13 protein-coding genes are annotated in these 19,525 nt (G+C 69.5%); 4 read left to right on the top strand and 9 right to left on the bottom strand.

Annotation, left to right across the window (positions count from 1 at the left end):
- From Q4P07_RS08540 to Q4P07_RS08530, 3 genes are all read right to left on the bottom strand, one after another.
- On the bottom strand, positions 1 to 507 hold a 507-nt coding region (locus tag Q4P07_RS08540; RefSeq protein WP_303374485.1), incomplete at its 3' end, for a DUF4192 family protein.
- 81 nt (positions 508 to 588) lie between these two features.
- Positions 589 to 1,326, bottom strand: a complete 738-nt coding sequence (locus tag Q4P07_RS08535; protein ID WP_303374484.1) for an EcsC family protein — start codon at positions 1,324 to 1,326, stop codon at positions 589 to 591.
- Positions 1,327 to 1,431: 105 nt separating this feature from the next.
- Positions 1,432 to 2,385 (bottom strand): PAC2 family protein, encoded by a 954-nt coding sequence (locus Q4P07_RS08530; RefSeq protein ID WP_303374483.1) that lies wholly within the window; start codon positions 2,383 to 2,385, stop codon positions 1,432 to 1,434.
- Between the two features lie 125 nt (positions 2,386 to 2,510).
- Between Q4P07_RS08530 and Q4P07_RS08525 the strand changes: the two genes are divergently transcribed.
- The gene (locus tag Q4P07_RS08525) at positions 2,511 to 4,631 is read left to right on the top strand and encodes an alpha/beta fold hydrolase (RefSeq protein ID WP_303374482.1); all 2,121 of its coding nucleotides are present in this window, start codon (positions 2,511 to 2,513) and stop codon (positions 4,629 to 4,631) included.
- A 9-nt stretch (positions 4,632 to 4,640) separates the two neighbouring features.
- Positions 4,641 to 5,330: a VOC family protein gene (locus Q4P07_RS08520; protein ID WP_303374481.1), complete on the top strand. Its 690-nt coding sequence runs from the start codon at positions 4,641 to 4,643 to the stop codon at positions 5,328 to 5,330.
- A 13-nt stretch (positions 5,331 to 5,343) separates the two neighbouring features.
- Here Q4P07_RS08520 and coaE read toward each other — a convergent pair whose 3' ends face one another.
- Together coaE and hrpA are read right to left on the bottom strand one after the other, a co-directional pair.
- Positions 5,344 to 6,399: a dephospho-CoA kinase gene (gene coaE, locus Q4P07_RS08515; RefSeq protein WP_303374480.1), complete on the bottom strand. Its 1,056-nt coding sequence runs from the start codon at positions 6,397 to 6,399 to the stop codon at positions 5,344 to 5,346.
- Between the two features lie 21 nt (positions 6,400 to 6,420).
- Positions 6,421 to 10,440: an ATP-dependent RNA helicase HrpA gene (hrpA, locus tag Q4P07_RS08510; RefSeq protein ID WP_303374487.1), complete on the bottom strand. Its 4,020-nt coding sequence runs from the start codon at positions 10,438 to 10,440 to the stop codon at positions 6,421 to 6,423.
- Positions 10,441 to 10,602: 162 nt separating this feature from the next.
- Between hrpA and Q4P07_RS08505 the strand changes: the two genes are divergently transcribed.
- Complete coding sequence (locus Q4P07_RS08505) at positions 10,603 to 12,714, top strand: alpha-amylase family glycosyl hydrolase (protein WP_303374479.1); 2,112 nt, start codon at positions 10,603 to 10,605, stop codon at positions 12,712 to 12,714.
- A gap of 65 nt (positions 12,715 to 12,779) precedes the next feature.
- Here Q4P07_RS08505 and Q4P07_RS08500 read toward each other — a convergent pair whose 3' ends face one another.
- Entirely contained in the window at positions 12,780 to 14,117 is a 1,338-nt protein-coding gene (locus Q4P07_RS08500; protein WP_303374478.1) for an alpha/beta hydrolase family protein, read from the bottom strand.
- Positions 14,114 to 16,699: a bifunctional lysylphosphatidylglycerol flippase/synthetase MprF gene (locus Q4P07_RS08495; protein WP_303374477.1), complete on the bottom strand. Its 2,586-nt coding sequence runs from the start codon at positions 16,697 to 16,699 to the stop codon at positions 14,114 to 14,116. The genes Q4P07_RS08500 and Q4P07_RS08495 overlap by 4 nt, the downstream gene beginning before the upstream one ends.
- 75 nt (positions 16,700 to 16,774) lie before the next feature.
- Between Q4P07_RS08495 and Q4P07_RS08490 the strand changes: the two genes are divergently transcribed.
- Entirely contained in the window at positions 16,775 to 17,719 is a 945-nt protein-coding gene (locus Q4P07_RS08490) for an alpha/beta fold hydrolase (RefSeq protein ID WP_303374476.1), read from the top strand.
- Here the strand turns inward: Q4P07_RS08490 and Q4P07_RS08485 are convergent.
- Entirely contained in the window at positions 17,716 to 18,153 is a 438-nt protein-coding gene (locus Q4P07_RS08485; RefSeq protein WP_303374475.1) for a hypothetical protein, read from the bottom strand. The genes Q4P07_RS08490 and Q4P07_RS08485 overlap by 4 nt on opposite strands.
- Before the next feature lie 78 nt (positions 18,154 to 18,231).
- The gene (locus Q4P07_RS08480) at positions 18,232 to 19,479 is read right to left on the bottom strand and encodes a DUF445 domain-containing protein (RefSeq protein WP_303374474.1); all 1,248 of its coding nucleotides are present in this window, start codon (positions 19,477 to 19,479) and stop codon (positions 18,232 to 18,234) included.
- Between the last annotated feature and the right edge of the window lie 46 nt (positions 19,480 to 19,525).

Raw genomic sequence — 19,525 nt, 5'->3', positions numbered from 1 at the left:
GCTGCGGTCATCGTCACTGCGGTCGTCGGACACCCCGTTGCGGACCAACGGCAGATATCGCTCGCCGTGCACCACAAAATAGTCATGGACCACCACCGCGACGGGCGACAACTTCGAGTGCAACTGCGCCAGGAGCTCCCGCGCCACGACGTCGTCCACGTCGAGGGCGAAAGCATGCAGCAGCGCGATGGTCGGCCCGCAGCGCCCTTTCTCGGACCCGTTCCCAACGACACTGCCACTTCGACTTCCGCTGATCGCACGCCGCACTGGCTCTACGAGCGCTGCCACCAACTCGGCACCTCCCCCTGGCGGCGGCAGGTCCACGCGGACGGTCATCGCCACCCGCGCCGATCTCGACCCGACGGACCCGGGGCGCCTGGCATCCTCGAGCAGGGTGAGGACCAACACCAATGAGTGGTCGGGTCGATAGCCGATCAGATAGGGCAGGGTCGCGAGCAGCTGCGCAGCGCCCCGCAAGGCTGGAGCCGAGGTCTGGTTGTTCGTCATACCTCCACAGTGCCGCGAGCGGACCCGATGATGCCGGGCCCGCTCGCTCAACCTGTGGATAACCCCGGAGGGCCTGCGTCACTACTCGGCGATAGCCGTCGACTCCTCGCCGGGCACACGCGCGGCGAATTCGGTGCGGGCATGGTCGGCGATCCGCTTCATCAGCAGTCCGTCCAGACCGGCACCGACGATGCCGCCCGCGACCGGGACAAACCGGATGAACCGGCTCAGCGCCTTGCCACCGACGCTGGTCAGCAGCCGGAAACCGACGGCCTTGTTGATCATCATCCCGGCAGCCTTGGGCATCTTGGTGACCGCCAGGCGTGCCAGGCGGCCCGAGCCGGTGAGATTGGCCGCAGACAGTCCGGCCTTGGCGATGAGGTCGTCAGCGTCCGCGCCGACGAGCGTCAGGAGGACCGCCGCGCGGGCCCCCTCGCTCTTGACCTCGTAGCCGCGCAGTTCGGCGATCGAGGCCACCATGCGGGTGGCGATCGTATAGAACTCGAGGACATTGGCGGGCAGCGACACCGGCATGGTCACCAAGCCCCCGAAGCCGGTCAGGAAGCCACCTACCCCAGCCGCCTTGACGTGGTCGCTGACGACCTCTTGGATCGCCTTGTCGACGTTGTCGCCGTGCTTCTTGCGCGCCTTGGCCACGACCTCGGCGGCCGAATCGACCGGCCCGATGCCGTCGATCCCAAAGTTCATCAGCCGCCCGATAAAGGCTTGCGCCATTTTGTCGAGCGCGCCGTCCGGCTGCGGCGCCGGGGCCGAAGTAGTAGTGACGGGACGGTCGTCCTTGGAGTCGAAAAGACCCACGAGTGTCCTCCTGGTGGACTGGTCAGAAGTAGCAATTCTCGCACGGGAAGCGCGAGTTTTCGCGTCGTGCGCACTCGGGCAGAGGGCGCCGGAGTGCAGCGTGTCCTACTCCTCGCCCGGCTCCGTAGCGTGCGTGTCGGGCGCGTCTGTCCCGGTGCTCTCGGCCTCGCGAAGGAAGGCCTCCAGGGCCTCGCCAATCTCGTCCGCGCTGGGCAAGTTGGCCTCCTTGGAGGCGAGCAGGCTGCGCTGACGCTGGCCCTCGATGAACCGGTCATAGCCCTGCTCAAGGTTGGCGACCACCTCACGAGCCTCGTCGTTGTGCGACAGTTCCTCCTCGATCCGGCTGCGCGTCAGCGCCGCCATCTCGACCAGGTCCGTGGTGGGGAGCACGAGTCCCGTGAGCTCCATGACCGCGTCCAGGGCCGCCACCGCCGCATCGCCGAACTGCGTGTCGGCCAGGTAGTGGGGGACGTGCACGGCCACCCCCATCGTCGCCAACCCCGACTCGCCAAGGCGCAGGTGCAGGAGGGAGTCCGCGCTGCTCGGCACCTTCATCTGGCCGAAGATCGGGGTGAAGTCCCCCAGCAGAGCACGGTCGCTGCTGAAGCGAGTGGTCCCGACCGGACGCGTGTGCGGGACGGCCATCGGTATGCCGTGCGCACTCACGACACGGCGCACCCCGAAGGCCAGGCCGAGCTGGCGGACGGCGTCGATGAAGGCTTCCCAACGGAAGTCCGGCTCGATGCCGTGCAGCAACAGGAAGGGCTCGCCAGCGGCGTCGGCCATCCGGTAGAGGATGAGGGACGGGTCGTCGTAGTCGGAGTAGTGGTCGGAGTCGAAGGTCATGAACGGCCGGCGCGAGCGGTAGTCGATCAATTCGTCGACGTCGAAACTCGCGACCACCTCGTGCTCGAGGGTGTTGAGCAGGTGCTCGGCCAGGGTGGAGCGCACGTGACCGGCGTCCAGGAAGCCCTCCAGCGACACCATAAGCAGGGGTGCGGGCTGGGGCTGGCGTTCGGCGTCGGCCTCCAACCGGAACAGTGGCGAGTGCGTCGGCATGTCGTTCTCCTCTCGTCGTCGTTGGTGCAACGCCCAGGTCAGTCGCTGGATTCCGAGGACGCCAGATTACCGTACCGACGGACGCTGACGCAGGGCGCTCGCCTGCGGGTGATAAGAAGAAGCCCATGACCGCACCTGTGTCCGCGTTCCACGACCTCGACCACTATGTCGCCCTCCCTCGCGTGTCCGGGTCGGCCCTCTCCCCCGACGGCAGCCGTCTCGTCACGACCGTGGCGACCCTGAACCGCAAGGGCACGGCATACGCCACTGCGCTGTGGGAGGTCGACCCTTCCGGAAGCCAGCCAGCCCATCGGCTCACCCGCAGCACCAAGGGCGAGGCGGGGGCCGCCTTCGCGGCCAACGGCGACCTGTACTTCAGTTCCTCACGCCCCGCACCGGACAGCGACGACGACGAGCCGCGCTCTGCGCTCTGGCTGATTCCGGCCCGGGGTGGTGAAGCTCGCGTCGTGCTGAGCCGACCGGGCGGGATCGCGGGGGTCGTCACGGCTCGGGAGGCCGACCGTGTCCTGGTCGTGGCGGGGCGACTGCCCGGCGCCCAGGACGAGAAGCAGCATGCCGCCCTGTCGAAGGCACGCAAGGAGGGCGGGGTCGATGCGATCCTGCACTCCGGCTATCCGGTCCGGTTCTGGGACCACGACCTGGGGCCGGAGACGCCGCAGGTCTTCGCGGTCGAGCATGGCGCCGACCCGGTCGCCGATCTGGACGACCACGAGGCGGAGGCTGCGCCGCCACTGCCCGGCACCACCGACCGCTCGCCGGAGCTGTGGCTGCGTCACCTGACCAAGGATCTGCCGACCCCGCTCCACGAGCCAGCGCCCGTCGTCTCCCCCGACGGCACCTTTGCGTTGCTCGCGATCGACATCCCGCAGGCCCGCGCCGACCGACGCTCCGCCCTAGTGCGCCTCGACCTGGCCACCGACGAACGCCATACCCTCCTGGACCGCGATGCGACCGACGTCGAGGCCGGCCCGATCAGCCCCGACGGCACCCGTGCGGTCATCACACTCGGCCCGATCTCAAGCCCGACCACGGCGCCGAACCCCCAGCTGTTCGTGATCGACACGACCACCGGGGAGCTGACGCCCCTCGCGCACGGCTGGGACCGGTGGGCCCAACCGGTCGCGTGGGCGCCGGACGGCAAGAGCATCCTGGCGCTGGCCGACAGCGACGGGCGTCGACCGGTCTTCCGGATCGAGGTGGCCTCCGGCGAGGTCACCCAGGTCACGCACGACGACGCGGCCTGGAGCGACCTGGTGCTCGCCCCGGACGGCACGACGGCCTACGGCGTGCGCAGCTCCTACCTCTTCCCCCCCGAGGTGGTGCGGCTCGACCTCACCACCGGCGAGGTCGACACACTGCCCGGACCGGTCGAGCGCCCGCAGCTGCCCGGCACCCTCGAGGAAGTCGAGACGACGGCCCCGGACGGCTCCCGCGTGCGCGGCTGGCTGGCGCTGCCGGCCGATCGCCGCGACGGTGGGCATCCCCTGCTGTTGTGGATCCACGGCGGACCGTTGGGCTCGTGGAATGCCTGGAGCTGGCGCTGGAACCCGTGGCTGCTGGTGTCCCAGGGGTATGCCGTGCTGCTGCCAGATCCCGCGTTGTCGACGGGCTATGGACAGGACTTCATCCAGCGCGGCTGGGGCGCCTGGGGCGCTGCGCCCTACACCGACCTGATGGCGATCACCGACGCGGTCGAGGCCCGCGAGGACATCGACGCGACGCGGACCGCCGCCATGGGCGGGTCCTTCGGCGGCTACATGGCCAACTGGGTGGCGGGTCACACCGACCGCTTCAAGGCGATCGTGACGCACGCGTCCTTGTGGGCCCTTGACGGCTTCGGGCCGACGACGGACGCGGCCTACTACTGGCAGCGGGAGATGACGAGCGAGATGGGTGAGGCCAACAGCCCGCACCATTTTGTGGAAGACATCGTCACGCCGATGTTGGTCATCCATGGCGACCGTGACTATCGCGTGCCGATCGGCGAAGGGCTGCGGTTGTGGTACGAGCTGTTGTCCAGGTCCGGGCTCCCGGCCGCGGCCGATGGGAGCACCGTCCACCGCTTCCTGTACTTCCCCAAGGAGAACCACTGGATCCTCGCCCCTCAGCACGCCAAGGTCTGGTATGCCGTGGTCGAGGGCTTCCTGGCCGAGCACGTCCGGGGCGAGGAGGCGCCGGAGCTGCCGCAGGAGCTTGGCCTGAGCGTGCCGACACAGACGGAGTAGACAAGGGGTATGGAAAACTCACGACTCACCGATTTTGACGCCAGCTCAGCGGCCGACCTCACTGACTGGCGGGTGCTGCTCGGAAAATTGAGCGCGCGCTTTGCCACCGGCGACTTTGTCACGGGTGCGCGACTGGTTGCCGACATCACGAAGATCGCGGAGTCGCTGAACCATCACCCGGACGTCGACCTGCGCTATCCGCACCTGAGCGTCACCACGGTCAGCCATGACGTGGGACACCTGACCGACCGCGACCGGGAGTTGGCGCGCCGGATCAGCGCGGCGGCGGCAGCGCTGGGCGTGTCTGCGCTGCCGGCGCAGGTCAGCAGTCTGGAGATCGCGCTGGACGTGCGCGACGCCGACGCGGTGCGGCCATTCTGGGCGGCCGTGCTGGGGCTGGACACCGACGAGGACGGTGACCTCTTCGACCCGGCAGGTCGCGCGCCCGCCCTGTGGTTCCAGCAGATGGAGGAGCCCCGGACCGAGCGCAACCGTTTTCACCTGGACCTCACGCTCGCGCACGACATGGCCACACCGCGGATCGAGGCGGCGCTAGCTGCGGGCGGCACGCTCGTCTCGGACGATGCTGCGCCCTCGTTTTGGGTGCTGGCCGATGCGGAGGGCAACGAGGTGTGCGTGTGCACCTGGCAGAGCCGTGAGGGCAGCGGAGAGCCGAGCGCGGCCGACGAGGGCGAATAGTCGCCCGCTGCCGTCAGCGAGCAGCAGGCTGGTCGGGCAGCGCCTGGCGCCACGCCGGTGAAGAGAGCGGGTGCACGTGGCAATGGACCACTCGGCCGGGGTCGGCCGTAGCGATCATCCGCTCGGGCCAGCCGCTCAGGTGGTCGACACTCGATGGCTCGGGCTCCTGCGCCACTTCGTGCGCGCCGTCGTCCCACCCTTCCTCCAGCAGCAGCAGGCCACGCCGCCGCAGTCGGTCCCGGACCTCGGGCAGGTCCAGCACCGCTACGTCAGGCACCACCACCTGCAGCTCAAGGACGTCCATGGCGACCTGCCCTGGCGCGCGGGCGCTGCGTAGGTGATCCCCACGGAGGCTGTCCCCGAGGGCCTGCCGCACCCGCTCCAGCACCCGAGCCGCATCCCCCGCCACGCGTGTCGACGACTCGACGGCGAGCGCTCCGCTCGAGTGCGACGCGGCGTCACTACGCAGCGCCACCTCGAAGGGCACCAGCCGCTCGTGCCATAGCCGATCTACGCGCGTGTGCAGGTCCGGGCGGGTGCCCTCGTTGTCGAGCAGGACGTCGGCGGCAGCGATCCGCTGCTCATCGGTGGCCTGGGCAGCGATCCGGGCGCGGGCGGCCTGCGGGTCGATCCCGCGCGTCTGCACCAGCCGCCGCAGCCTTTCCTGCTCGGAGACGGAGACGATCACCGTCAGGGCATAGTCGGCTGCTCGGCCCAGCTCGACGAGCAGCGGGATGTCGTGCACGACGACGGCGTCCTCGGGAGCCGCGTCGAGCAGCTCCCTGGTCCGTCCGAGGATCCACGGATGCGTGATCGCCTCCAGGTCACGGCGCGCCTGCCGGTCACCGAAGACGATGCTCCCTAACGCCGCCCGGTCCAGCCCCCCCGACGGCGCACGCACCTGCGCACCGAATCGTTGCAGGATCTCCTGCAGCGCAGGCCTTCCTGGCTCGACGACCTCACGCGCGATCAGGTCCGCATCGATGACGAGGGCACCACGTCGGGCCAGGCGCGCTGACACCGTCGACTTTCCCGACCCGATCCCGCCGGACAGACCAACCCAGAGCATGGCGACAGGCTATGCGGTGCTCTAGGGCGTGGCGGCGTCGGCGGCATCCATCGCCGCATAGATGCGCTTGGCGGACACCGGCCCGGCGGTGCCAAGCCGCTGGGCGAAGAGGGAGACCCGCAGCTCCTGCAGCGACCACACGATGTCGCTCACGTCAGGGTCATGCCGGCGATGAGGGGGCAAGCGGGCCAGGAAGGTCTCCAGCTCCTCACCGACCACCGCCATGGTCTCCATGCGTTGGCGATCGCGGGGCAGATCTTGGACCCCCTTGTCGAGCCGCTCGACCATTGCCCGCAGCCAGATGACCATCCGCGGCAGGCGCGCCCAACCGACCTCGGTGACAAAGCCGGGCCGGACCAGCTCATCGAGCGTGCGGCGCAGGTCGAGCGCCAGGTCGCTGGCAGCCGGTGCCGTCAGCCGCTGCAACCGCAACGAGACTTCCCGTGCACTGTCCAGGATCGGGACCAACGCCTCGACGATCTCCAACACTCGCGGCATGCTCTGGGACCGGACCGCGACCAGCGCCTGCTCGAACTGTGCCGGGGTGCGCACGGTCGCCCCCGGCAGCCCTGCGACCACCGAGTCCAGCGCCGCCGCGAGGGCGTCGTCGAGCAGCGCCGGCACGGACCCGTGCGGGTTATGGCCGAGCGAGAGCTTCTGCGCGTTGGTCAGCAGGGCCAGGAGCCGCTTCCACGGCGGGGTGGTGTTGAGCAGCAGTAACCGGCGCAGGCCTCTTCGGGTCGCTCGGTCCGCCTCCGACCGGGTCGCCAGCACCCGCACGTCCACGGCGGCCCCGGTGTCGACCAGCGCGGGGAAACCCTGCAGCACCCGAGAGCCGACCTGCTGGGAGAAATGCTCCGGCAACGGATCGAGGTCGGCCGGCCAGGATGTCAGGCCGACCCGTTCGACCCCCGCCGCTGCAGCGGCCATCGTGGTCCGGACCGCTCCGGCCAGGCTGGCCTTGAGCTGCGCCAGGTCCTTGCTCTCGCCCAGCATCTGCGCCCTGCCGCGGCTGGTGGCGCGCTCCACCCGGAAAGTCATCTTGAGGTGGTCCGGGACCCGCTCCCACTGCACGTCCGAGGCGTGCACCCGCACCAGGCCGCGTCGCGTCAGCTCCTCAGCGAGCGCCTCACGGACGGGCACGACACCCACAGTGCCAGCGGTCTGCATACCCACCAGTGCAGCCCGCGCATGATCAGGTGCCGGGACGAAGTTGCGCCGCAGATCCTTGGGCAGGGCCTTCACGAGCGCAGTCACTAGCTCCTCACGCAGGCCCGGGACCAACCAGTCGAAGGCTTCCTCCTCGACCTGGTTGAGCACTTCGACGGGCAGGTGCACCGTCACCCCGTCAGCACCGGCCCCTGGCCCAAACTGATAGGTCAGGCGCAAGGTCAGCTCCCCCTGCGTCCAGCTCGTGGGGAAGTCGCCCTGGTCGACGGAGTCGGCGTCACCGGCGATCAGCAGCTCCTCGGTGAAGGTCAAGAGCGTCGGATCAGCTCGCCGAGCCCCCTTCCACCAGGTGTCGAAGTGGGTGCCGGAGACCACCTCCGCCGGTATCCGCTGGTCGTAGAAGTCCACGAGCGTGTCGTCGTCGACGAGGATGTCGCGGCGTCGGGCGCGCTCCTCGAGCTGACCGACCTCTCGGAGCAGGCGCCGGTTGGCGTGGAAGAACTCGTGTCGGGTGTCCCAGTCCCCCTCGACCAGTGCGGTCCGGATGAAGAGGTCACGCGCGGTCTGCGGGTCGATGCGACCCAGCGGGACCGGCCGCCCGGCCACCAGGGGTATGCCGTAGAGCGTCACCCTCTCGTCGGCGACCGCGCCTCCGGCCGAGCGCGACCAGCGCGGCTCGGAGTAGCTGCGCTTGACCAGGTGCGCAGCGGCACGCTCGACCCAGGCGGGGTCGATCGCCGCGTTGGTGCGGGCCCACAACCGCGAGGTCTCCACGAGCTGCGCGGTCATCACCCAGTCGGGGTTGCGGCGGTGCAGGACCGAGCCGGGCTGGAGGACGAAGTGGGCATTACGGGCCCCGAGGTAGTCACGCTTCTCCCGCTCGTAGAGCCCGACGTGGGAGAGCAGCCCGGGCAGGATGGACTCGTGGATCTGGTCCGCAGTGGCCGGGTGCTCGTTGAGCTCGAGACCGAGGTTGCGGGTGGCTGCCCTGAGCTGGGTATGCAGATCCTGCCACTCGCGGACGCGCAGGTAATGAAGGTACTCGGCCTTGCAGAGGCGGCGGAAGGCACTGCCGGAGAGGTCCTTCTGCTGACGCTGCACATATCGCCACAGGTTGAGCAGGACCAGGAAGTCGGAGTCGACGAGATCAGCCTTGGGTCCCTGCTGGCCGGTGCCACCCTTGCCACCCTTGGCGCCCTTGGCGCCCTTGCCACGGCGCCGGTCTGCCGGTCCGGCACCGTGCGCGCCCTGAACCCGGACCGGCTCCGCGTCGGCGGCGCGGTGCTGCTGAGCGCCGTCATCCCGCGGCGCCCCACCGACGTGCCGAAACCTGGCGTGCAGCTGATCCGCCTGCGCCTGATTGTCCACCGGCCGTTCGCGCACGTCCTGGATCGAGAGGGCTGCCACGATGACGAGCGCCTCCTTGAGCGCGCTGTGCCGCTCTGCCTCGACGAGCATCCTGGCCAGTCGCGGATCGACCGGCAGCGCCACGATCGCCCGTCCGTAGGGCGTGATTCGCTCGCGCGGCAGGTGCGCCGGTGCTGCCGGGTCGATGGCCTGCAGCTCGGTGAGCAGCCGCACGCCGTCGGTCACCTGGCGTGAGTCCGGTGGCTCGATGAAGGGAAACTTCTCGATCTCGCCCAGCCCAAGGTTGGTCATCGCCAGGATGACGCTGGCCAGGTTGGTCCGCAGGATCTCGGGGTCGGTGAACTCCGGACGGCCCAGGTAGTCCTCCTCGCTGTAGAGGCGGATCGCGATGCCGTCGGAGAGTCGTCCGCAGCGGCCCGAGCGTTGGTTGGCACTGGCCTGGCTGATGGGCTCGATCGGGAGCCGCTGGACCTTGAGCCGCTGGCTGTAGCGACTGATCCGCGCTGTGCCGGTGTCGATGACATAGCGGATCCCCGGCACCGTCAGCGACGTCTCCGCGACGTTGGTCGACACCACGATCCGCCGCCCCCCGTGCCGGGAGAAGACGCGGTGCTGCTCGGCGGCCGACAACCGACCGTAGAGGGGCAGCACCTCGGTCCCGGGGAGCTTCATACCGGACAACGCGTCCGCGGCGTCGCGGATCTCCCGCTCGCCGGAGCAGAAGACGAGGATGTCCTCTCCTGCACCATCACGCCCCGTGCTCTCGGTCCACAGCTCCTCGACCGCCTCGCAGATCCCGGTGACCTGATCGACCTCGACCTCGGTCGCCTGGCCCGCCTTGGTGGGCGGCCCCTCTCGCAGCAGCGGACGGTAGCGGACCTGCACCGGATAGGTGCGGCCCGAGACCTCGATGATCGGCGCGGGGCGGCCGTCGGCGTCGGCGAAATGCGCAGCAAAACGATTCACGTCGATGGTCGCGGAGGTGATGATCACCTTGAGGTCGGGACGACGGGGCAACAGTTGGCGCAGGTAGCCCAGGATGAAGTCAATGTTGAGGCTGCGCTCGTGCGCCTCGTCGATGATGAGCGTGTCATAACGGCGCAGCATCCGGTCGCGCTGCAGCTCGGCGAGCAGGATGCCGTCGGTCATCACCTTGATCAGGGTGTCCGCGCGCGACTCGTCGGTGAACCGCACCTGGTAGCCGACGAGGGCGCCCAGCGTGCTGCCCAGCTCCTCGCTCAGTCGCTCCGCGACCGATCTGGCCGCGATGCGGCGGGGTTGGGTGTGGCCGATCATGCCGTCGACGCCGCGACCCAGCTGTAAACAGATCTTGGGCAACTGCGTCGTCTTGCCAGAGCCGGTCTCGCCGGCGACGATCACCACCTGGTGGTCACGGATCGTGGCGAGGATCTCCGCGCGCCGCTCGCTGACCGGAAGTTCGGCGGGGAAGGTGATGGCCTGCGGGCTCGGTAGGGCCGCCCGTCGCGCGTCGCGGTGGCGCAGTTGGCCCTCCCCCCGCTGCCGTGGGTCGTTGTTGCCGCGGCGGCGGGGGCGGCTCTGCCCTCGGGGGCGCCGGCTGGTTTCGGGCACGCCTTCCACTGTACGAGTCGGCGCAACCCGATTCGGCTGCGGGAACAGGCAGCGGTGGACGGCATACTGCTCGACATGCAGCGCAACCTGGTCATCGGCGCAGTGATCGCAGTGATCCTCGCCGCGATCGCCGTTCCTTCGTTGCTCGACGAGGGACCCGACCCGGTCCAGCCCCCCACCACCCCCGATGCGGTCGCTAGCCAGAGCGCCGACACCCCGGTGGAGCCTGCCGTGCAGGCCCTGGCGCAGGACAGCCTGCGTGGGCCGCTCACCGGGGAGCGCTTCTACTTCGCGCTTCCGGACCGGTTCGCTAACGGCGACCCGACCAACGACACCGCTGGTGTCGAGGGCGGCCGGCGTGAGCACGGCTTCGACCCCACCGACTCAGGTTTTTATCACGGCGGCGACCTCGCGGGAGTCACCGAGCAACTCGACTACCTCCAAGGTCTGGGGATCACCGCGATCTGGCTCACGCCGGTCATGACCAACCAGTGGGTGCAGGGAGGGCAGGGCCAGGAGAGCGCCAGCTACCACGGCTATTGGATCACCGACTTCACTTCGGTCGACCCGCACCTAGGCACCGACGAGGATCTGGCGACCCTGGTCGAGGAGGCGCACGACCGTGACCTCAAGGTCTTTCTGGACATCATCACCAACCACACCGCGGACGTCATCGACTACGAGGAGGGACAATACTCCTACCGTCCCCTCGGCGAGGCCCCCTACACCCCCTTCCTCGCACCCGGCGATGAGACGGTCAAGGTCCCTGACTGGCTCAACGACCCGCAGCGCTACCACAACCGAGGCAACAGCACCTTTGAGGGCGAGTCCTCCCTCTACGGCGACTTCTTCGGGCTGGATGACCTGGCGACCGAGCAGGCCGAGGTGGTCGAGGGGATGATCGACATCTACTCACGCTGGGTCGACACCGGCGTCGACGGCTTCCGGATCGACACCACCAAGCACGTCAACATCGAGTTCTGGGAGGACTTCGGACCAGCGATCCTGGAGTATGCGGCCGCCCAGGGCAACGACGACTTCTTCATGTTCGGCGAGGTCTATGACGCCAACCCCGTCGTGATGAGCAGCTACACCACGACCGGCCGGCTGCCCGCCACGCTGGACTTCGGCTTCCAGTCCAGCGCCACGGCCTACGCCAGTGGTGAGTCGGCGGCGGCGCTCGCCGACTTCTATGCCCAGGACGACTGGTACACCGACGCCGACTCCAACGCCTACGCACTTCCGACGTTTGTGGGCAACCATGACATGGGGCGCCTCTCGTCGTTCCTGCAGGGTCCCGCGCTGATCCACGACGACCTTCTCGAGCGGGTCGAGTTTGGGCACACCCTGATGTTCCTGACCCGTGGCCAGCCCGTGGTCTACTACGGCGACGAGCAGGGGCTGATCGGCCGCGGCGGCGACAAAGATGCGCGCCAGGACCTGTTCGCGACCCAGGTCGAGCAGTATGCCGAGGAGGAGCTCGTCCTCGGGGAGCCGGGCGCGCGCGATCGCTTCGATACCACCGCGCCGCTCTATCAGCACCTCGTCGAACTCTCTGCGCTGCGCCAGGAGCACCCCGCGCTGGCCGACGGCGCCCAGATCCATCGGGGTGCCGCGCAGGGGGCGGGCGTCTTCGCCTTCAGCCGCCTGCTGCCGCAGGACGGCATCGAGTATCTCGTCGCGGTCAACAACGACGTGACGCCTGCGGAGACGACGTTCACTACCTTCAGCGCGGACACGCAGTTCGAGCCGGTTTACGGCGCGGCGGTGGGGATCACCTCTGGGTCCGACATGCAGGTCAGCATCAAGGTGCCGCCGCTGTCGGCGGTGGTCTACCGCGCGACGTCGGCCGCGCCCGGTGTCGACGCTCCGCTAGAGATCGCGATCACCTCAGCCGAGTTGACGGGCCGCGCGGAGATCTCCGCCCAGGTCACCACGGAGGGCAGTGCGGAGGGCACTGCGATGGCCGACGTGGGTATGCCGTTCGTGCAGGTGACCTTCGCTGCTCGCGCAGTGGGTGCAGAGCAGTGGCAGGTGCTGGGCACTGACGACCAGCCTCCGTTCCGCGTCTTCCCCGATGCGGCGGCCCTGCCCGAGGGGCAGATCGAGCTGGTCGCGGTCGCCAAGCCGCTGTCCGGACCGGTCGCGTCCGCCACCACGACATCGACGGTGGTGCGGCCACCATAGGCGGCCGCCGGCGAGCCGCGAGGGTGAGGCCACCCAGGCGCACCACGAGTCAGCGCATTCCCCACTCAGCTGGCGGCGGTGAGACCGAGCCGCTCGCTGAGCCACGGCAGCTGGTCACGCAACGCCCCCGCCCACAGGGTCCACGCATGGCCACCGTCGTACTCCCGCATCTGCACCTGCATCCCGGCCGCGCGTGCTCGTCGGTAGACCTCGTGCTGCGAAGCACGGTAGACCGCGTCGTTGCGCCCGACGGACACGATCCCGGCCACTTGCGGGTAGGACCGCCGCTCCATCAGGGTGAACGGGTCGTTGGCTGCCTGGAGCTGCGGGTCCCCGTCGAAGCCGCGCGCAAGGGTGCGAGCGGCAGGACCAAGGGTCGGGTGGGGCTCGCCCGAGAGGTCCAGGAAGCTCGGATAGACCTCCGGTGCACGGGTCACCACCTGCATCGTGCAGGTCCCGCCGTTGGAGATCCCGCCGATCGCCCAGTGCTGGTGGTCGGGATCGACCTGGAGCGTTGTCGTGATCCAGTCCGGGACATCGCGCTGCAGGTAGGTCGCGACGTCACCGTGGGAGGTATCCGAGCAGAGCGGATTGGCCAGGGTGCTCCCGATCGGATCAGGGACGATGACCACCGGGGCCAGCCCGTCGTGAGCGGCCGCAAACTGGTCCATCGTCGCTCGGAGTTGCCCGCCGGTGAGCCAGTCGCGCGGCTGCCCAGGCACGCCCGCGAGCAGCACCAGCACCGGCAGGAGCGGACGATGCTCCGTGAAGTAGGCAGGTGGTAGGTAGATATACGCCTCACGCGGAGTGAAAGCCGGGCCACCAGCGTCCGTCGAGGCCCGGCCGGTGGCCGGGATCGCCGCCGTGACGACGGTGCCGCGCTCGGCCATCCCCGCCGGGGCTCGCCACCCTTGATCGAGCGGACCGTCCACCACCGTCGGTGCCGACACCGGCCCCAGGTCCACCGCCGACAGCGGGACCGCATCGATGTTCCAACCGAGGGCGTCGGCGACGGTCGGGTAGGTGCGGAAGTGTGCATTGACAGCCGCGGTCGCCACCAGGACCATCACGAGGATGGCGACCAGGCCCGCCACCAGGCCGAGCCAACCCCTGCCGCGCCACGGCCCGACGAAGACCTGCAAGGTCACGAGCACGATCACCCCGACCCAGGTCCAGGTAAAGACACCGACGCCGTCGGCCACCGGGATCCATACATGGTCCACGAGCCACCAGCACAGGACCGCGGCGACGACCGCGACCGTGGCCAGGAGCAGCTGGGGCGGCAGCGCCAACAGCCTCGTGCGGGTCGACCACAGCGCCCCGACGAGCACGACCGCGGCGATCCAGCAGGCCACGACCGTGCCGCTCATCAGCAGCGGGATCGCGCCGAGGGCCTGTCTCACGACGGTCCTCGGACCAGGGTGCGGCCGACCCGAAGCAGCCCGGAAAGGGACATCTCTGGCAGGTAGGCCTGGGCCACCGCGCGTCCGACCACAGCGAGGTCCGCGGGATCGGGGAAGCAGAGGTACATCGGCGCGTACGTCGGCCCAAACTTTGCCTTGAAGGCGTGCAGCGAGCGGAAACCGTAGGCGGGCTCAAGGATGCGACCCAGCAGGTCCAGCAACTGCACCAGCGTCTCGTCCTCCGGGGCCACGGGGGCAGCCTCTGGCGGCTGCTCCGGCCCGGGCGGGTCGACATCGGCCTGCGGTGCGCGCGCCAGTGGCGCCCCGGACAGGGACAGCACCCGTAGCCCGTCTGCCTTCGCGTCCAGCGCCGCACGCGCGATAAGAAACTCCATGACTGGCCGGAAGCCACCCTCCCGGCGCCGCATGAAGTCCAGCGTCAGACCGGTCTTGGCGCCGTCGGCATAGATGGGCAGCCAGGAGGTCACCCCCTGCACCACTGCGTCGGCGTCCTGGGCCAGGAGCAGCCGGACCTCGGGGTCGTCGAGTTCGGCGAGCCCGCCGAGAGTGAACTCCATCTCGGGAAGCGCTTTGTCGGCCACCCATTCCTCAGAGATCGCGCTGATCTGCGCCCGGGTCCGCAGCGACGCCTCCGCCCAAGTCGTCCAGGTTGACGTGACCCCCTCCTTGGTCGCCCGGTTCATGGCGGTGCGGACGTCCTGGAAGGCCTTACCCGAAAAGGTCAGGTTCGTCAGTTCCAGGACGGTCTCCTCGGCCACCTGGACACGGAACCAACCCAGCGCCTCGGTCTGGTCGGCGGTGGGCGCGTGCACCGAGTAGAGCGCGGGGACCCAGGAGTGCTCGGCGCAGAACTGGGCAAATTCGCGGACCACCTGCGCTAGGTCCTGCTCCGCGCACACCGGGTCGGCAACAGTGAGCGCGACTCCTCCGTGGGCTTGGTATGCAACGGCAGCACGGCACGTCGGAGACGTCCAAATCCGCCTGCCCTGCCAACTGCCGATCCAGGCGAGGGTGGCGGTGCGCGGGGCGACCGCGCGCACCAGCTCTCGATAGTGCTCCCTGCTCTCGGTGCGCGCCGACACGGTCCGCTGAGCACTGAAGAGGAGAACTGCGGCCACCAGCCACGGGATGATCGGCAGCCATTCCAACAGCACCTTGGCGATCTCACCCTCGGGCAGCAGCAACGGCGTCAGGACGGTCAGCGCCGGCGAGGGCAGGAGCGCCACAAGCCCATCTCCGAGGAGCCCGGAGAAGGTCGCTCTCGGCACGAACTGGTCTGCCACCACCGCGCCGCCCAGCACGATGGCCAGCAGGACTGCCAGGACGGACAGGCCCACCCGCCACCAGAACCGCAGGTAGGTCCCTGGTGCGGCACGCACCCGGAACGCCCGCCGGTTGAGCAAAACGAGCAGGACGAGCAGCGCGGGGACGAGGATCGGCACCCCCAGGCGTGCGCCCGGCCAGGGGCTCAGATCCAGGTCGAGGTGGCGTCCAAGGATCCACGGCTCCTGGTGCCAGGAGAGGAGGGCTGCGTGCGCGGCCGCGAGTCCGGCCAGCAGGAGGTTGAGCGCCACCGTCCCGACCATCGCGGCCCACCGTCCTCGCCGCAGTCCCTCCGCCAGCACCAACTGGATCAGAAGAGGCAGCATGGCGAGCACCAGGGCGCCGACACCCGCGCTCTTGAGGACATAGGTCGCGCGGACGCACTCCCGCCCCCGGTTCGCGTCCGCGCAGATGGCAGCCACCTGGTTAGCGTCGTAACTGGCCTGGGCGAAGACGAACCTGGTCGCCGACAGCGGCCCGACCAGATGGGTGGAACCCAGCGACAGCACCGTGCCCACGACGACGCCGGCGACGGCCGTGGCGATCAGGACGCGGACCTCGCTGCGGCTGCCCACCACCGGCCCTCGTCGCACCCGATCTGGCCATTGGAGCGCCCCCGCGAGGAGTCCAAGCAGCGCGCTGACGAGCGCGGCCAGGTCTCCCGGCTCCCCCGCAAAGAGCACGACGACACCGAGCACGACGAAGATCGCGGCCCAGGCCCGGCGGCGCCACATCGTGGGCAGCCGCACCGAGGCCGCCAGTCCCGTGACGGCCAGCCACACCCAGGGCGAGCCCATCGGCGCGGTGAGGAGGTGCTGGCCCCACCCTGGATCGAGGCGCGCGATGCCGTGGCACAACGCCACGGTGACGAGCATCGAGGTGACGCTGCCGAGGAGGCCGGTCACGGCATACCGAAGAGTTCCCATCGCACGTTCGGCGGCGATCCCCACGGTGAGCAAGGCGATGACGGCGAGCGCTGCGGACCACGCGTTGGAGGAGGACAGTAGGGAGGTGACCACTTCCGGCCCGGTCAGGCCCAGATCTTGCACGACGGCCGGTTCGAGCCACTCGCTGGCCCGGGCACCGAGCAGGGCGACCACGGTCACGAGCACGGCCAGCCCGACGGAGACGGGCGCCCGCACGACGGCGTGGCCGGCGCGGGCAGGCCACGCCCATCGCGCTGGTGTCAACGGCTCTGACTCCGGAGGTATGGCGGCCCGCCCGGATCGCTCTGGCACGTCACCACTTCCCTCGACTGACCTCCGTCTGCGGGTCATGTGCTTTCAGACTGACACAGATCCGGGGATCTGGTGATGGGGGCCGGCGAGCCGCTGCACCCCGGGCGCCTCATGGTGGGGTCCAGGACCATCGCATGGTCGCAGTATGGCGACCCCGACGGCGTCCCCGCGTTCTACTTCCACGGGGTGCCCGGGTCGCGCACGGAGGCGGCCTTGCTCGGGCCGGCAGCACATCGGGCCGGGGTGCGGATCATCAGTCTGGATCGCCCAGGGATGGGTCGCTCGCCCCACCGGGAGGAGCGGACGGTCGCCGACTGGCCGCAGACAGTGGCCGAGTGTGCAGACCAGCTCGGGCTTGGACGTTTCGCGCTCCTGGGCTGGTCAGGCGGCGGACCCTATGTCGTGGCGTGCCTGGCCGCCTGGCCGGGACGGATCACGGCGGCCGCCCTGGTCGCACCGGCCGCGCTGGTGACGGAGAGCCCTCGGACGGATGCATCGGACCACGGCGGTGTCAGGCTCACCGCGAGGGAGCTGTGGTGGCGCCGCATCCTGCTACCCGTTGTGACCTGGGTCGCGCGGCTGCCGGGGCTGGACCGTGCTGCCGGGGCTGCGGTCTCTTTGGTGCACCCGCTCATGAGGCAGATACCAGCGTTGCGCCATCAGGTGCCGACTCCGGGGGTCGTGCGCACCCTGGCGCGGGCGTGGCAGCACGCGGTGGCACCCGGACCCCAGGGGTGGGCGCACGACGACAAGCTGCTGGCCACCGACTGGAGCCCGTCGCTGGACCGGGCGGCTGCGGCGCTGCGACGGGCCGAGTCTGCGGGCACGGACCGAGCCGGCCGGCCGCAGGTCCAGGTCTGGCACGGGACGCGAGATCGCACCGTCGCCGTAGAGTCCGGCCGGTCCCTGGCGCACCGGTTGGGGGTCCCGCTGGTAGAGGACACGGAGGCGGGCCACCTGGGCATCCTGCTGCGACACACCTCCGAGATCGTGTCGTTCCTGGCCCAGGCCGGGCGCTAGGCGGCCCCGGTGCCACGGACCAGCTCTGGGGCCACCGGAAGGCACGAGATCGAAGTGCGGGTCACGACATACATGCCGAGCAAGGTGATCCCCACCCCCCGGCACACCTCGATCGCCTGCTGGTGCGCTCGGCGGTCCCCGTCGCACACCGCTCCCCAGGGACGCACGATGGCCATCACGGCGCCGGCGACCGGCGGCATTTCCACGGTCGCGCGGCCCAGGCTGACCAGGGCGTCCAGCAGTCCTTGCTCGTCGGGGATGTCGCCCACGAAGACCGGCTGAGCAAGAGTGTCATCGCGGCGGCAGAAGAGCACCGCGAGGCCGCCGGCGGTGCGGTCCTGGTCGCTGACACACAGGTCCAGCACATCGGCGGTGAAGTCCGGGTCGCGGAGCGGACGGCTCGGCCAGTCGCGGGGAAGATCGTCAAAACTCATAGCTGGGAGCGTGCCCCGAAAGGCCACCTGTCCGCTGGAGTTATCCACAGGAGCGCCGCCAGTGGGCGGCGTCAGCGCTCAGAGGAACGTGGAGACCACGTGGATGATCAGTCCGACCAGCGCGCCCACGATCGTGCCGTTGAGCCGGATAAACTGCAGGTCACGTCCGACGTGCAGCTCGATCTTGTCGGAGGCCTCGTCGGCATCCCAGCGCTTGATGGTCGAGGAGATGACCGAAGTGATCTCGGGGCCGTAGCGCGTGACCAGGCTGACGACCAGGTCAGCGCTCCACGCGTCCAGCCGAGCGCGCAGGGTGTCGTCCAGGACGACCTTGGTGCCGAGGTCGGCCAGCTCAGTCGCCATCTTCGTGCGCAGATGCCCAGAGGGGTCGTCGAGGGCATCCAGCACCGCCGAGCGCAGGGTCTCCCCGAGCCGCACGCCGGTCTGGCTGACCTGGGGATGATCGAGGAGACGCTCCTTGAGGGACTCGAAGCGCTCCATCGTGCGCTGATCCTTCTGCAGGTCCCTGCCCATCTCCGCGAGGTAGTCGTCTACGGCGATCCGCAGTTGGTGCTCCGGGTTGTCCCTGACGTCGCTGGCCCAGCGCAAGGTCTCGGTGTAGACCCGGCGGGTGACCTGGTCGTTGACCCAGGTGGGAGCCCAGACCGGAGCGCGGGACCGGACGATGGCCTCGACCTGGTCCTGGTGGAGCGCCAGCCAAGCGTGCAGCTCCCGGATGGCGAGGTCGACGAGGCCATGGTGTGACCCGTCCTCGACGACGCGCTCGAGCAGGTGACCGGCAAGGGGCGACAACGGCTCTCGACGCACGCGCGGGATGACGAGCTCGTCGACCAGCACGCGGAGCTCCTCTTCGTCGATCCGCTCGATGCCGCGACGGAGAAAGGGGACCGCCTCGGAGACGATCCGCTCGGCGTTCTCGGGTTGGCGCAGCCAGTCGGCGAGACGCCGCACGACCTGCGCGTCGAGGAACTTCTCACGCATGACCTGCGGCGTCAAAAAGTTGTCGGTGACGAACTGCTCCAGGCTCGCCCCCAGCTCGTCCTTGCGTCGGCGCACGAGCGCGGTGTGCGGGATCGGGATGCCTAGGGGGTGCCGAAAGAGCGCCGTGACGGCAAACCAGTCTGCGAAGGCGCCGACCATCCCGGCCTCGGAGGCGGCGTTGACGTAAGCCCAGGCGCCGTCGCGGCCGTGGGTGAGCACGTAGACGATGGCCATCAGCACGAGAAGGCCGGTGGCGACGAAACGCATCTGCCGTAAACCCGCGCGGCGGGTCTCGTCGGTAATGCGGGGTGCGGTCTGTGCCACGTGGATGCTCCTGGTGCTGAGGCGTGCGGCCAGCAGAGGCAAGCCT

This window comes from Ornithinimicrobium sp. (genome assembly GCF_030537745.1).
Taxonomy (GTDB): domain Bacteria; phylum Actinomycetota; class Actinomycetes; order Actinomycetales; family Dermatophilaceae; genus Ornithinicoccus.
This window is presented reverse-complemented; position numbering and strand designations above follow the sequence as displayed.